This window comes from Mesorhizobium sp. WSM4836 (genome assembly GCF_055811815.1).
Genome location: NZ_JBVVQF010000006.1, coordinates 103167 through 117050, shown reverse-complemented (window position 1 = coordinate 117050; position 13884 = coordinate 103167). Strand labels below are relative to the sequence as shown.

Below are 13884 nucleotides of genomic sequence, written 5' to 3'. Positions count from 1 at the left end.
GGGGGGGCCGCCCCCCCCCCCCCCCCCCCCCCCCCCGCCGCCGGCCGCGGCGCCCCCCCCCCCCCCCCGCCCCCACCCCCGCCGGCGGCCCCCCCCCCCCCCCCGCCCCGAGTTGCCTGAGATTGCGAGTTGCCTGAGATTCTGAATTGTTTAAGCGCCGCGCATCAGGCAGCCGGCGGCCAGCACAATGTAGGCGATGACGACAATCCACACGGCAGCCAAAGGGATAAACGCAAGAACGCCAAGCGCGGCGAGAACGCCGATGATGGCGATGACAAGGGATATGATGAAAATAAGCTGGGTAGGCGCACTGAGATTCATGTCCGGTCCCTCCTCAACATGATTCGTACAGCGGCATAGTATCAGTCGCGCGGTCACACACCAATGAGCGCTGGCAGCGGGCTTGCCGGATTTCCGGCGAGAGAATATGGCCGGTTCCACCTTTCGTCCCCGGTTTGCGCCAAGCCGATTCCGCGCTACCTTCCCGACGAATCGGAAGGGGCAGATGGCGATGGGATTGCTGGACCAGATACGCTCGATCTTCGATGGCGACCCCGGCGTGCGCAAGGTCGCGGACGATCCGGTGCTGTCGGCGGAGCTGCTGATGCTGTTCCGCATGATCCTGGCCGACGGGTCGGTCAGCGAAAGCGAAATGACCGCCTTCAGGCGTATCTGCCGGGAAGCCTTCGGCATTCCCGAAACCAGCATCGACAGCGTCATCGAATATCTCAACGAATTCGGCTACGAGACCAACGGCTCGCAGGCGATCGCCCTGTTTCGCGACCTTGACGTGGAGCGGCGCAAGCTGCTCGCCCGCCACATGGCCGAGATCGCCAAGGCCGATTCGCAACTTGCCGAAACCGAGGTGCGGCTGTTGCGCCGCACGCTCGACCTGCTCGACATTAGCCCTGTCGACGTGGTGAAGCCGCAAGGCTAAGGGAGCTGATCGGCAATCGTCTGGTGCTGATGCTCGGTGCGCGGATTGTCATCGAGCGCGCCCATGGTCGCATCTTGCTGCAGCGTGCAATGTCCCGGTGCAGGTTGGGGGCGCTAGGCAAGCCCGAATGCCAAGACCAGGAAGCCCATCGCTCCGAACCCGGCATGGATAACGATCCCCGCCCATGTGCTGCGACGCCGCTGGACAATGTAGGGCAGGAGCAACGTGATCGGCACGAGCGTCAATAGGACTTGCCAGGGGAAGGCAGCGTGGAACAGGAACCACATAATCCCGTTGACCAGCCAAGCCCGCCCCCCGAAGGCAACCTCTTGCCGCGGCAGTGCGACACCCCGCCAGACAAACTCTTCCCCAAAGATGTTCAGTGCAAAAAACGGCAGCCACGCACCGAGAATCCAGTACCGCCCAGGACCTAGCGGCTCGAAAGCCATGAACGAGGGATGAAGAGCCTTTCCTTCTTGCAGCATCCGCAGCGCGGCGCCGATACCGCCGGTCAGCACGCTGACAGCCGCCAGCCCTCCAACAGCCCAAATCCAATCGCCGCTATTCATCGGACGAAGCCACAGCCGCGCGCCCAACGACACCAGCCTTCCTTGAAGCCGCTCTCGATGCAATAGCAGGGCAGCCGTGAGAAGCAGGGAGCCAAAAAGGATGGTGCTTGCGGCCAGGAACCACATCACCACAGTCTCAGCCCCGCTAGCGGAGATAAACGCTGGGACGGCTACCCGCGTGACCAGGAACAGCAGCAGCGCACCCGCCCCGAACAGCGCAGCAGAGCCGCCGAGGCCCAGTGGAGGAGGCTCAGGCCCTTCGCGCGTTTCAGAACTGTTGGCTGTCAACAGCCGTTCTCCCGCCCTTGCGCCCAAAGAATTAGCCGTGCCACGAACCTGCTCACCCCTGTTCCTGCAGCTTTTTCGCGATCGCTCGATGCAGATCGGGAGCCGCGGCGACCAGTGCCTTGGCGGCTTCGGATTGCGGATGGTCGAGCACTTCGCTCGTCCTGCCGCGTTCGACGATCTTGCCGTCATGCATGACCATCACTTCGTCGGTGATGGCGCGGGCGACGGTCAGATCATGGGTGATGAACAGATAGGCGATGCCGAGCTTCTGGTTGAGCTCGGCGAACAGATCGAGGATCTGGGCGCGGATCGAGACGTCGAGCGCCGAGACCGGCTCGTCGGCGACGACCAGCTTCGGCCGGGTGATGATGGCGCGGGCGATCGACAGGCGCTGGCGCTGGCCGCCCGAAAACTCGTGCGGGTATTTGTCCATGTCTTTAGGTGAGAGGCCGACCTCGTGCAGCGCATGCGCCACCATCTCGCGCCGCGCGGCGGGCGCCGGCTTCTTTTCCAGCACATGCAGCGGCTCGGCGACCAGTCTTTCGATCTTCTGGCGCGGGTCGAACGAGCCATACGGATCCTGGAACACGACCTGCATGTCGCGCCGTGCCGGCTTCAGCTCCGCCTCGCTCTTGCCGGTGATGGTCTCGCCGCGGAAGCGGATCGTTCCCGATGTCGGCTCGTCCAGCGCCAGGACCATGCGGGCAAGCGTCGACTTGCCGCAACCGGAACGCCCGACCAGCGCCACCGACTGTCCGGGTGCCATCGAGAAGGAGACATCGTCGACGGCGCGGATGGCAGCCGCGCGTTTAAATAGCGATATGCGCCGCCCGGGATAGTCCCGCGTTACGTTCTCTACCTGAAGCAGCGGTTTGGCCGATCCGCTGTCATGCGTACGGGCCCGCGCGGGCACATGCATCGAGGCCTGCGCCAGCTGTCGCGTGTAGGGATGAAGCTGTTCGGACAAAGTGCGCGCCGTGTCGCCGGCCTCCATCACCTCGCCATGGCGCAGGATGGTGATGCGGTCCGCCATCTCGGTCACCACTGCGAGGTCGTGCGAGATCAGCAGCAGGCCCATGCGGTTTTCCGCAACGAGATCGCGCAGAAGGTCTAGGATCTGCGCCTGCAGCACCACATCGAGCGCCGTCGTCGGCTCGTCGGCGATCAGCAGCTTGGGTTTCAGCGCAGAGGCGATGGCGATGACGACGCGCTGCCGCTGGCCGCCGGAGAGTTCGTGCGGATAGCGCGACAGCGGGAATTGTGCTGCCGGCAAGCCGACCCGGTCCAGCATTTTTCGCGCCCGTTCCTCGGCGTCGGCGCGGCTCGCCCTGGTGTGCCAGCGAATACCCTCGGCGACCTGCTCGCCGATGGTCTTGACCGGATTGAGCGCCGTCATCGGCTCCTGGAACACCATGCCGATGTCGTCGCCGCGCAGTGCGCACATCTGGTCCTCGCTGGCGGCAAGGATGTCGATGCCGTCGAACACGATGCGTCCGCTGGCATGCGCCGCCCAGGGCAGAAGCTGCATCACCGTGAGCGCCGTCATCGACTTGCCGGAGCCGGATTCGCCGACGAGTCCCATCACTTCGCCCGGCGCGACGGAAAGCTCGATGTCTCTGAGGATGCGGGTGCTGCCGATGGTCAGCGACAGCTTCTCGATGTCGAGCAGGCTCATCGCTGCCGCCGCGCTTTCGGATCGAGAATGTCGGCAATGCCGTCGCCAAGCAGGTTCGAGCCAAGCACGGTGACGACGATCGCCATGCCCGGAAAGATCGCCATCCAGGGCGCCACCACCATGCGGGTCTGGGCGTCGAACAGCATGCGGCCCCAGCTCGGCATCGGCGGCTGGGTGCCCAGCCCAACATAGGAAAGCCCGGCTTCGGCCAGTATGCCCAGCGCGAACTGGATGGTGCCTTGCACCAGCAGCAGCGTGGCGATGTTGGGCAGCACATGTTCGATGCTGATCAGCGTTCTGCTCTTGCCGGCGGCGCGGGCGGCGAGGATGAATTCGCGCGGCCAGATCGCAAGGGCGCCGGCCCGGGCGACGCGCGCGAACACCGGGATGTTGAAGATGCCGATGGCAATGAGGGCGTTGAACGCGCCCGGCCCGAAGATGGCGGTGATCATGATTGCCGAAAGCAGCGCCGGAAAGGCGAAGACCAGGTCGTTCAGCCGCATCAGCACGTCGTCGGCGAAGCCGCCGCGCGCCGCTGCAAAGGCGCCGAGCGGCACGCCGACGCCCATGCCGATGCCGACCGCCACCAGAGCCACTGCAATCGAATTGCGGGCGCCGACCATGATCATCGACAGGATGTCGCGGCCGAAATGGTCGGTGCCGAACCAGTGCGCCAGCGATGGGGCCTGGGTCTTGTCGGAAATGACCAGCCTGGTGACATCGTAAGGCGTCCACAAGAAGGAGAGGATCGCGACCGCGGCCACCAGTGCGGTGATGACGAAGCCAGCAAGGAACGAACGGTTTTTGAACGCCTTGGCCAGGATGCCGGCAAGGTTCTGGTCGGGGATATCGATGTGCAGCGTCATTGCCTGCCTCTGAGGCGCGGATCGACCACCGCATAGGAGAGATCGACAACGAAATTGACGACGATGACGGCGGCAACCAGCAGCATGACGACGCTCTCGACCACGATCAGGTCACGCTGGTTGATCGCCTGGAACACCAGCCGGCCGAGGCCGGGCAAATAGAAGACGTTCTCGATGATGATGGTGCCGGCAAGCAGGAAGGCGAATTGCAGGCCTAGAATGGTGACCACCGGGATCATGGCGTTGCGCAGCGCATGCCGCCACAAGACAAGCCGGTAGGGCAGGCCCTTGGCGCGGGCGGTGCGGATGTAGTCCTCGTTCAGCACTTCGATCAGCGCCGAGCGGGTGACCCGGGCGAGGATCGCCGCCTGCGGCAGAGCGAGAGCGACCGCCGGCAGGAGCAGCGATTTCAGCGCCGGCCAGACGCCGGCGCCCCAGCCGGGAAAGCCGCCGCCAGGCACCAGCCGCAGCCAGACGGCGAACAGATAGATCAGCATTAGCGCAAACCAGAAATTGGGCACGGCGACGCCAAGCTGGGCGGCACCCATCGCGAACGTATCGCCGGTGCGACCGCGCCGGCTGGCGGAAAACAGTCCGACCGGAATGGCAATGATGGTGGACAGCGTCAGCGCCATCAGTGCCAGCGGCAGAGAGACGACGAGGCGCTCGCGGATTAGATCGATGACCGGCACCGAATAGGTGTAGGAACGGCCGAAATCGAGGCTCAGCAAGCCGCCGGCCCAATGCAGATAGCGCAGCACGACGGGAGCGTTGAGACCCATCTGGTTGCGCAGCAATTCGATCTGGTCGGCGCTGGCGTTCAGACCAAGCATCAGCCGCGCCGGGTCGCCGGGAATGATCTCCAGCACGGCAAAGACCACCATCGAGGCCAGAACCAGCGTGACGACGGCGATGGCGAGGCGCTTGAGGAGATAGGCGGTCATGAGGGGACCGATGCGGACGCAAAGATCGCGCTAGGGTATCGTTCTGTCGCGCACCCCTCTGTCATGCCGGACATCTCCCCCTCAAGGAGGGAGATTGGCAGTTCCAACCCCCGTAACCGCCTTGCAAGGCTGGTGGATGGCGAAAGCAGCGACGAGAGCGTAATCTCCCCCCTTGCGGGGGAGATGTCCGGCAGCACAGAGGGGGGGTGACGGAGTGCAACTTTCGCCCCTTCTGTAAGCGGCTCAATCCGTCCACTTCACCTTGGTCAGGTCGTTGGCCTGGATCGGGGCGTTTTCCCACAGGCCTTGCAGTTTGGCGTCCCAGACGCCGACCTTCGGCAGCTCGTAGAGGAAGCCGACCACGGCGTCGTCTGCCAGGACCTTCTGCGCCTCGCCGAGCAGGGTCATACGCTTGGCCTCGTCGGAGGTGAGGTTCAGCTCGTCGATGATCTTGTCGAAGGCCGGATTGTCGTAGTTGAAGTAATAGTCCTTACGCGAATAGATACCGATGTCATTGGGCTCGGTATGGGAAACGATGGTCAGGTCGTAATCCTTCTTGGTGAAGACCTGATCAAGCCACTGCGCCCATTCGACCGGGATGATCTCGAGCTCGATGCCGATTTCTCGAAGCTCGGAGGCGATGATCTCACCGCCAAGCCGCGCATAGGAGGGCGGCGGCAGCTTGAGCGTCGCCTTGAAGCCATGCTCCAGGCCGGCTTCCTTCAGTAATTCCTTGGCTTTCTCCACATTGTGCGGATAGAGGCCGGTGAGGTCGACATAGGCCTTGCTGGCGGGCGACATGTGCGAGCCGATCGGCACGCCGAGGCCGGCCGAGGCGCCGTCGATGATCGCCTTGCGATCGAGCGCAAAGGAAATCGCCTGCCTGACCTGCAGCTTGTCGAAGGGCGGCTTCTTGTTGTTGATCGACAGGATGGTTTCACCTTCGGTCGAGCCGATCACCACCTTGAAGCGCGGGTCGTCCTTGACCTGGGCGACGCTGTCGGGGTCGAAGAAAGGAAAGGCCTGGACGTCGCCGGAAAGAAGTGCCGGAACGGCGGCGGCGGCATCCGGAATGATGCGGAACTCGGCTTTGTCGAGAAATACCGGGGCGCCCCAGTAATTGTCCGACTTGACCAGCGTGATCGAAGAGCCCTTGACCCAGCCCTGGAACTTGAACGGGCCGGTGCCAACAGGCTTTTCCTTGTTGGTGTCGGCTGTCTCGGGCGCCACGATTACGGCGTCGCCCCAGCCCATATTGTAGAGGAAGGAACCTTGCGGGTTCTTCAGCGTAAGCTTCACCGTCGTGGGATCGACAACCTCGACCTTGTCGATGGCGGCGAACAGGCCCTTTTGCGCATTGACGGAACTGTCGGCGCGGGCACGGTCGAGCGAGAATTTCACGTCGTCGGCGTTGAAGTCGGTGCCGTCATGGAATTTCACGCCGGCATGCAGCTTGAAGATGTAGACCTTGCCGTCGTCGGAAATGCTCCAGCTTTCGGCGAGATCGGGCAGCACTTCGCCGTTCGGGCCGATGCGGGTCAGGCCCTCAAAGACATTGGCATAGAGCACCTCGTCGATCGCCGCCGCAGCACCCGCGGTCGGGTCGAGATGCGGGGGTTCGAGCGTAATGCCGATGACCAGGTCGGTGCGCGCGGCCATGGCCGAGGTCTCGGCGGCCAACGCCAGTGCCGCGGCGGCCAGGATGGTTTTCCACAATTTCATCGTGCAACTCCCCATATCTAAAACACGTGCTCAAACCCGGGCGGATAGAAGCGTGAATTCGCCGCCGAGTAAATTGCGTTTCGTACCGCCCGCCGACGCCGGGACGAATGTTTTTCCGCCCATGGCCGGATCATCGCGGGCCGGCGTCCCTCAGCAGCACGTCGAGGCCGATCGCCATCACCTTTGCCGAGTCCAGCATGTCGGCAACGCCGACCCATTCGTCGGGGCGGTGGGCGAGGTCGAGAATGCCCGGGCCATAGGCGATGCAGTCATAGATGTGGCCGATGCGGGCGATGTGCTTCTGGTCGTAGGTGCCGGGCGAAATCACATAATTCGGTTCGCGGTCGAATATCTCCATGATGCCTTGCGCGACCGCCTTAACCACAGGCGCATCGCGCTCGGTCATCAGCGGCAACACCTCCATCAGATCGCGTATCTCGTAATCGAACTTTTTCCGCTGCCGCTTCAGCCTTTCCAGGATATCGGTCACCTCGCTCTTGACCGTGCCGAGATCCTCTTCGAGCAGAAAGCGGCGGTCGATAGTCAGCCGGCAGGAATCGGGCACGTTGGGCGAGGGCAGGCCGGGCCGGAAATCCTCCGTCTGGCCGCCGTGGATCGAGTTGATGTTCATGGTCGAGCGTCTTGCGCCTTCGGGCACGACCGGCATGCGCGTCATCTTGCGGTCGAGCGCCGGAAACAATTCATCCTCGAAGGCCCGCAGCACGGCGCCCATATGGCGCACCGCATTGTCGCCGAGGAACGGCATCGAGCCGTGCGCGATCTCGCCCTTGGTCTCGATCTCCGCCCACCAGACGCCGCGATGGCCAAGGCAGATGCGGTCCTTATTGAGCGGCTCGGGAATGATGACGTGGTCGACCTTCGGCTTGGAGAAGTAGCCGAGCTTCGCCAGATGCGCGACGCCGCCAAAGCCCCCGGACTCCTCGTCGACCGTGCCCGAAATCTCGATAGCGCCGGGAAAATCGGGAAAGACCTCGATGAAGGTTTCAGCAGCGATGATCGACGCCGCAAGCCCGCCTTTCATGTCGCAAGCACCGCGGCCGTAGACCTTGCCATCCCTGACGATGCCGGCGAACGGATCGAGGCTCCAGCCGTCGCCGGGCTCGACCACGTCGATATGCGAATTGAAGTGCACGCAAGCACCCGGCGCCCGGCCATCGAACCGGGCGACGACGTTTACGCGTGGATAACGGTCTGTGTCGCCGGGCGTGCTTTCGGCACGGATGAATTCGATCTCAAAACCACGCTTCTTCAGCCGCGCACCGATATATTCGGCACATGGCCGATAGGCTTCGCCGGGCGGATTGATGGTCGGAAAGCGGATCAGTTCCGCAGTCAGCGCAACCAGATCATCGGCTCGGTCGTCGATCGCCTTGATGAGCCGTTCGTTCGGTTCGTTCATTCGGTCAATTGAGCAACGGACAGTGTGGTTTTGCAAGCCCGACGGCGAATTGTGCCTTGATTGCGTGTCGTTACAGCAACTATCGCGGGAAATCGTTCAAATTCGCTGCTTTGGATTGGTGAAATCGTCAGGGAGTGGGTGTTAGCTCGCCGGCTTGCCATCAAAACGCTGGAGAACAGCGCGAGGGATGGCAAACAAGGGGCATCAAAGGGGGTTTGATTGCATGAAAAACACTGTTCTCATGGCAGCGGCATTGATGGCGGTGCTGTTCGGTTCGTCATTCGAGAGCCGGGCGGCCAGTCTGGTTGCGAACATCGACATTTCCTCACAGACCATGACGGTAAGATACGGGTTTTCGTATTACCGGTGGAGCGTTTCCACCGCCCGCAAAGGCTACATCACGCCGCGCGGCAGCTATCGTCCGCAGCGGACGGCGCGGATGTGGTATTCGCGTAAATACGACATGTCGCCGATGCCCTATTCGGTGTTCTTCCGTGGCGGCTATGCCATCCACGGCACCGGCGCGATCCGGCAATTGGGGCGCCCGGCATCGCATGGCTGTGTGCGCCTCCACCCCAGCAACGCCGCCGCCTTCTATTCGATGGTACGCAAGGCCGGCTTCGGCAATACGCGGATCCTAGTGACGAATTAGGACCTGCTCCTCGACCCGAAATAAAAAACCCGCCTGGAGAGGCGGGTTGCCGGCGAATTCATCACCATAGCCAAATTAGTAGCATAGCTGCCGGCACAAAGCAAGAACAAAATACGCCTGCGCCCCAAAAAAAGATTCCGCTCAGGCGGCGGTGTTCCGCAATTTCAACGGTCGCCGCTTTTTGCGCTTGCTGATCTCCCAGCGCTTGTGGAACCACATCCACTGGCCGGGGTCTTCGCGCACCCAGCGCTCGACCACGTCGTTGAGAAGCTGGATGGTGGCGTGGACGTCGACACTGCCGCCGGCGGTGCGCGGCAAGGTGAGCCTGTCCTCGATCTCGAGCCGGAAACGGTTGTTCGGCAGGCGCACGCAGCGCGCCGGGTAGACATCGCAATCGTAGTGCCGCGCCAGGGTGGCGAGAACCCGGTTGCTCTCACAGGGGCGGCCGAAGAATGTCGTCTCGAGTCCGCCGGTGAATTTCTGGTCGACCAGCACGCCGATATTGCCGCCTTTGTCCAGAATGGCCGCAAGCGCGAACGAGGCGCCGGTCGAAGACGGCAGCAGCGAACCCATGCTCGAGCGGCGGGTCGAGAGGATGTAGTCGGCGAGGTAAGGGTTGTTGGGCGGGCGAAACAGCGCCGTGATGTTCATGCCGAAGGTCGCCGCCGCCACTGGCAGCAGCTCGAAATTGCCGAGATGGCCGGTGAAGACGATATGCGGCTTGTCCTCGCCGGCGATGCGCACGAAATGCTCCACGCCCTTGACCTCGACACGGCCCGGCTTCGTCGCAGCGGGATCGTAGTCGAACAAAGCATCGAGAAAGATATATTCGGCGGCCAGGCGGGCCATGTTGCCCCACATGTCGGAAGCGATCGCCTCGATCTCGGCATCGCTCTTTTGGGGATAGGCATTGCGCAGATTGTCGACGGCAACCTGATGGCGCGCTACCCAAGGGCCGACGCGGCGGGCAGCGCGGTCGGCGAAATTGAGCGCCCTGTCGGGCGGCAGCAGGCGTAGCGCGGAGATGATGATCATCGCGACGCGCGCGACCAGCCAGTAGTTGAACTGGCGAAGCCGCCTGCCATAGCGGAATCTCAGCTCCCTGCGGATCTTCCTGAAGGCGTTGCCGATCATTCTCAGCCGACGCGCAGGATGATCTTGCCGAAGACCTCGCGGCCTTCCATGCGCTTCAGCGCCGCATCGATGCCGTCGAAGCCGACCTCGGTGTCGATCACCGGCGCGACCAGGCCCGCCGCCATCTTCTGCATGGCGTCGGCCATGTTTTCCATGCGGCAGCCGAACGAGCCGAGCAGCTTCAGCTGCTGCTGGAACAACTGCATCAAATTGATCTGCGTCGCCACGCCGGAGGTCGAGCCGCAGGTGACCAGCCGGCCGCCGCGTTTCAGGCACAGCATCGAGGCGGCAAAGGTGTCGGCGCCGACATGCTCGAACACAACGTCGACGCCCCTCTTCTTCGTCAGTTTGCGCACGACGCCTTCGAAGCGGTCGTCGCGGTAATTGATGACGTGGTCGGCGCCGAGCGCCTTGGCCTTGTCGATCTTGTCGTTCGAGCCGACGGTGGTGATGACCGTGCAGCCCATCTTCTTGGCCAGCTGAATCGCGGCGGAGCCGATGCCGGAGCCGCCGGCATGGACCAGTATCGTCTCGCCGGGCTGCAGCCGGGCATTGTCGAACAGCATGTGCTCGACCGTGCCGAAGGTGACCGGCGCCACCGCCGCGCCGATCTCGCTCACGCCAGGCGGGGCGGGGACCAGCAGGCGCGCCGGCAGGTTGATCTTCTCCTGCGCAAAGCCGTCGAGATGGAAGCCGTGAACGCCCGAAACATGCTCGCAGAGATTGTCACGGCCTTCGCGGCAGGCGCGGCAAAGACCGCAGGTGCGGGCGCCATAGATCGACACCAATTGCCCGGGCACAGGGCTGGAAACGCCGGGGCCGACCGCCTCGACCTCGCCGGAGGCCTCGGCGCCGACGACCAGCGGCAGCTTGCGCTTGGCGAACGCCATGCCGCGCCAGCCCCAGACGTCGATATGGTTCAGCGCCACGGCCTTGATGCGCAGCGTCACCTCGCCGAGCGAAGGCGGCGACGGTGACGGCAGGTCCACCGTTTCAAGCCGGCGATCCTCGATAAGTTGCAATGCGCGCATGCCAGATCCCAGGTTGCGCAGGACCGAGAACCGTTTCGGAAAGGACCATGCGCACGACAACAGTGCTAGAGCGGAACGGTCGCTTAGACCGGTTCCCGCGCCATGACAAGGCAGGTGTTCTGGCCGCCGAAGCCGAAGGAGTTCGACAGGACCGTGCCGACCTCGGCGTTGCGCTTGGTGTTCGGCACCACGTCGAGCACGATCGCCGGGTCGGGATTGTCGTAGTTGATGGTCGGCGGAATGACGCTTTCGCGCATCGTTATCAGTGAAAATGCAGCCTCGACGGCACCGGCAGCTGATAGGGTGTGGCCAATCATCGACTTGTTCGACGAGACCGGCATTGACGAGATCCGCTCGCCGAATACCGTCGACAGCGACAAATGCTCCATCTTGTCGTTTTCGGGCGTCGAGGTGCCATGGGCGTTGACATAATCGATCCCGTCCTCGCTCAAGCCGGCATCGGCAAGAGCGGCGCGCACCGCCGCGATCGCCGGCGAACCGTCCGGCTTGGAGCGGGTGCGATGGAAGTCGTCGGCCTTTTCGCCGCAGCCGCGCAATATGCCGAGAATGGTGGCGCCGCGGGCAAGTGCTGCCTCCAGCGATTCCAGCACAAGGGCGCCCGAGCCTTCGGCGAGCACGAAGCCGTCGCGATCCTTGGAGAAGGGTTTTGAGGCTTTTTCGGGGATGTCGTTATGGGTGGAGAGCGCGGACAGAAGCGAGAAGCGGATCAGCGCTTCGGCGGTCGCCGAGCCATCGGCGCCGATCGACAGCGCCCTGTCGCATTCGCCGCGGCGGATCGCCTCGACGCCGAGCTGGATCGCCGTGGCGCCCGAAGCGCAGGCGGTCGACAGCGTGATCGGCAGGCCGCGCGTGCCGAAACGGTCGGCAAGCCGGTCGGCGATCGAACCGAACTGGGTGGTCTCGAAGATGTCGAGTTCCCTGAGACCGCGCGCCACCCGCAGCAGCCTCTCGGCGCCCGTGTCGTGCGTGTCGGAATTGTAGAGCGAAAAGCGCTCGCTCCAGTCGAGCTCGACCGGCGGCGACGCGAGGAAAAGCGGTCCGCCGAAATCGCCGGCATCGAGGCCCGCCTCCGACATCGCTTCCTGGGCGGCGGTTTCGGCAAGCTCATAGGTGAGGGGACTGGCGCCCTTGGAACTCGATGGCAGGAAATCGACCATGCCGGAGATGCGGGTGTTGAGGTGATCGACCGGGAAGCGGGTGATCGGATGGATGCCGGATTTGCCTGATGTCAGTGCAGCCCAATTGTCGGCTTTGCCGACACCGAGCGACGTCACCACGCCGATGCCCGTGACAGCGACGATCGGCCTGCCCATGTGGTCGTTCAGATTGGCCATTTGTTGTCCAAAAACCTGTTTCTCTTGGAGCATCGAATCGCCCGAAAACCGAGTTATACTTTTCGGTCCGATGCTCTAGGCGGCTTTGATCAGCGCCAAGCCCTCGAATTGGTGATAGCCGATCGCCGTTGCAAGGACTGTCTTCGGGACGCCGGCAAACGGTTTTTCGACTGTGGCGTCGAAGACAGGATAGGCGGCCTTGCGGTCGACAGCCAGTGCCGCCAGCGCAACGGCAAAGGGGAACTGCGCCTCCTTCATGTGGCCGGTCAGCGTCGAAAAGCCGCGTGCGGCGATCGCCGGATTGGCGTCGAGCGCCGATTTCTCGGCGGCGGTCGCGGCATGGGCGCCCGAAGCGCCGGAGATCGCCAGCAACTCGCCGTCGGGCAATGCGGCTTGCTTCAGCAGCTCGGCGATCTCACCGTCGAGTTCGCCCCGCCGGCGCCTGGCGCGGCCGGACAGGACCGGGCCGAGTTCCGCATAGATCTTCCGGCCACGGCTTTCTGCGTGCTCACGCTGCTCCAGGACGAGAAACGCGCCGCCGGATCCGGTCACCACGCCGCCGCCTTCGCAACCTTGCCTCTGCCAGACCGGCCGCCACGGACCGCGATGCAGGTAGCCGGCCAGTTCATAGCCGAGCAGCATGTCGGAATGTTCGGTCTGGAAAGCGCCGCCGACCAGTATATGCGTCGACTGGCCGGAGCGGATGCGCGCGGCCGCGGTCTCGACAGCGGCGACGCCCGCACCTTCCTCGCCCATGAAGGTGCGCGACGATCCCGTCACCTTGTGGACGATCGAGATGTTGCCGGCGAGCAGGTTGGAGAGCTGCGCCAGAAACAGCGTCGGGCGCAATTCCGTGGTCAGCTTCTCGTTGAGCAGTACGTCGCGATCGTTGCGGCTTTCCGATGCCGCAAGAATGGCCGCGTCGACCGCCTCGTCGCGCTCGCCGCCGCCGGCGGCCACCACCATGTCCATTGTCGCGCAGAGTTCGTCACTGCCCTTGATGCCGGCATCGTCGAGCGCAAGGCCGGCCACATAGGTCCCAAGCCTCTGCCAGGTTTCCATCTGCCGCTGATCGCCACGCTTGGCGATCTGCAGGTTCCAGTCGATCTCCGGCAGCGGGTGGACCGTATAGGGCGAGAAGCGCGAAGGCTCCAGAACCGGTTCAAGGCGCGGCTGGACGAGCTTTTGCCAATGCGCATCCGGACCCTCGCCTAGCGACGAGACAAGGCCAATGCCTGATATGACGACGTCGTGGGGGTTCATGGGCGGCTGTTGTGGGGTCGGGCGCGTC

The 13884-nt window shown here is 63.6% G+C and carries 13 protein-coding genes; 2 read left to right on the top strand and 11 right to left on the bottom strand.

What is annotated here, in order from left to right; translation table 11 throughout:
- Positions 1-150: 150 nt before the first annotated feature.
- Positions 151-321, bottom strand: coding sequence for a hypothetical protein (locus tag AC0L2P_RS10090; protein ID WP_352451984.1), 171 nt, complete (start codon positions 319-321; stop codon positions 151-153).
- Positions 322-505: 184 nt separating this feature from the next.
- On the opposite strand from AC0L2P_RS10090, the gene AC0L2P_RS10085 reads away from it, so the two are divergent.
- On the top strand, positions 506-937 hold the full coding sequence (locus AC0L2P_RS10085) for a TerB family tellurite resistance protein (protein WP_473501077.1): 432 nt from the start codon (positions 506-508) through the stop codon (positions 935-937).
- Positions 938-1050: 113 nt separating this feature from the next.
- Here AC0L2P_RS10085 and AC0L2P_RS10080 read toward each other — a convergent pair whose 3' ends face one another.
- The 6 genes from AC0L2P_RS10080 to AC0L2P_RS10055 form a co-directional block, all read right to left on the bottom strand.
- Positions 1051-1794 carry a CPBP family intramembrane glutamic endopeptidase gene (locus tag AC0L2P_RS10080; protein WP_473501076.1) on the bottom strand — a complete coding sequence of 248 codons (744 nt, stop codon included), beginning with the start codon at positions 1792-1794 and terminating at the stop codon, positions 1051-1053.
- 52 nt (positions 1795-1846) lie between these two features.
- Entirely contained in the window at positions 1847-3469 is a 1623-nt protein-coding gene (locus AC0L2P_RS10075; protein ID WP_473501075.1) for an ABC transporter ATP-binding protein, read from the bottom strand.
- Positions 3466-4335 carry an ABC transporter permease gene (locus AC0L2P_RS10070; protein WP_473501074.1) on the bottom strand — a complete coding sequence of 290 codons (870 nt, stop codon included), beginning with the start codon at positions 4333-4335 and terminating at the stop codon, positions 3466-3468. Before AC0L2P_RS10070 ends, AC0L2P_RS10075 begins: the two co-directional genes overlap by 4 nt.
- A complete protein-coding gene (locus tag AC0L2P_RS10065) occupies positions 4332-5279 on the bottom strand; it encodes an ABC transporter permease (RefSeq protein WP_473501073.1) in 948 nt (315 codons plus the stop codon). The genes AC0L2P_RS10070 and AC0L2P_RS10065 overlap by 4 nt, the downstream gene beginning before the upstream one ends.
- Positions 5280-5522: 243 nt before the next feature.
- Positions 5523-7001 (bottom strand): ABC transporter substrate-binding protein, encoded by a 1479-nt coding sequence (locus AC0L2P_RS10060; protein WP_473501072.1) that lies wholly within the window; start codon positions 6999-7001, stop codon positions 5523-5525.
- A 130-nt stretch (positions 7002-7131) separates the two neighbouring features.
- Positions 7132-8421, bottom strand: a complete 1290-nt coding sequence (locus tag AC0L2P_RS10055; protein ID WP_473501071.1) for an acetylornithine deacetylase/succinyl-diaminopimelate desuccinylase family protein — start codon at positions 8419-8421, stop codon at positions 7132-7134.
- A gap of 223 nt (positions 8422-8644) precedes the next feature.
- Between AC0L2P_RS10055 and AC0L2P_RS10050 the strand changes: the two genes are divergently transcribed.
- Positions 8645-9073 carry a L,D-transpeptidase gene (locus tag AC0L2P_RS10050; RefSeq protein ID WP_473501070.1) on the top strand — a complete coding sequence of 143 codons (429 nt, stop codon included), beginning with the start codon at positions 8645-8647 and terminating at the stop codon, positions 9071-9073.
- 141 nt (positions 9074-9214) lie between these two features.
- Here AC0L2P_RS10050 and AC0L2P_RS10045 read toward each other — a convergent pair whose 3' ends face one another.
- The 4 genes from AC0L2P_RS10045 to AC0L2P_RS10030 form a co-directional block, all read right to left on the bottom strand.
- On the bottom strand, positions 9215-10207 hold the full coding sequence (locus AC0L2P_RS10045) for a lipid A biosynthesis lauroyl acyltransferase (RefSeq protein ID WP_473501069.1): 993 nt from the start codon (positions 10205-10207) through the stop codon (positions 9215-9217).
- Between the two features lie 2 nt (positions 10208-10209).
- Complete coding sequence (locus AC0L2P_RS10040) at positions 10210-11238, bottom strand: zinc-binding dehydrogenase (protein ID WP_473501068.1); 1029 nt, start codon at positions 11236-11238, stop codon at positions 10210-10212.
- Positions 11239-11321: 83 nt separating this feature from the next.
- A complete protein-coding gene (locus tag AC0L2P_RS10035; protein WP_473501067.1) occupies positions 11322-12593 on the bottom strand; it encodes a beta-ketoacyl-ACP synthase in 1272 nt (423 codons plus the stop codon).
- A 75-nt stretch (positions 12594-12668) separates the two neighbouring features.
- Positions 12669-13856 (bottom strand): beta-ketoacyl-ACP synthase, encoded by a 1188-nt coding sequence (locus tag AC0L2P_RS10030; RefSeq protein WP_473501066.1) that lies wholly within the window; start codon positions 13854-13856, stop codon positions 12669-12671.
- Positions 13857-13884: the final 28 nt, after the last annotated feature.

What these genes read in the sequence shown, in the direction of transcription:
- AC0L2P_RS10075 (WP_473501075.1), bottom strand. Translation starts at nt 3,469, where the DNA reads ATGAGCCTGCTCGACATCGAGAAGCTGTCGCTGACCATCGGCAGCACC.
- AC0L2P_RS10060 (WP_473501072.1), bottom strand. Translation starts at nt 7,001, where the DNA reads ATGAAATTGTGGAAAACCATCCTGGCCGCCGCGGCACTGGCGTTGGCC.
- AC0L2P_RS10055 (WP_473501071.1), bottom strand. Translation starts at nt 8,421, where the DNA reads ATGAACGAACCGAACGAACGGCTCATCAAGGCGATCGACGACCGAGCC.
- AC0L2P_RS10030 (WP_473501066.1), bottom strand. Translation starts at nt 13,856, where the DNA reads ATGAACCCCCACGACGTCGTCATATCAGGCATTGGCCTTGTCTCGTCG.
- AC0L2P_RS10085 (WP_473501077.1), top strand. Translation starts at nt 506, where the DNA reads ATGGCGATGGGATTGCTGGACCAGATACGCTCGATCTTCGATGGCGAC.
- AC0L2P_RS10090 (WP_352451984.1), bottom strand. Translation starts at nt 321, where the DNA reads ATGAATCTCAGTGCGCCTACCCAGCTTATTTTCATCATATCCCTTGTC.
- AC0L2P_RS10050 (WP_473501070.1), top strand. Translation starts at nt 8,645, where the DNA reads ATGAAAAACACTGTTCTCATGGCAGCGGCATTGATGGCGGTGCTGTTC.
- AC0L2P_RS10065 (WP_473501073.1), bottom strand. Translation starts at nt 5,279, where the DNA reads ATGACCGCCTATCTCCTCAAGCGCCTCGCCATCGCCGTCGTCACGCTG.
- AC0L2P_RS10035 (WP_473501067.1), bottom strand. Translation starts at nt 12,593, where the DNA reads ATGGCCAATCTGAACGACCACATGGGCAGGCCGATCGTCGCTGTCACG.
- AC0L2P_RS10040 (WP_473501068.1), bottom strand. Translation starts at nt 11,238, where the DNA reads ATGCGCGCATTGCAACTTATCGAGGATCGCCGGCTTGAAACGGTGGAC.
- AC0L2P_RS10070 (WP_473501074.1), bottom strand. Translation starts at nt 4,335, where the DNA reads ATGACGCTGCACATCGATATCCCCGACCAGAACCTTGCCGGCATCCTG.
- AC0L2P_RS10045 (WP_473501069.1), bottom strand. Translation starts at nt 10,207, where the DNA reads ATGATCGGCAACGCCTTCAGGAAGATCCGCAGGGAGCTGAGATTCCGC.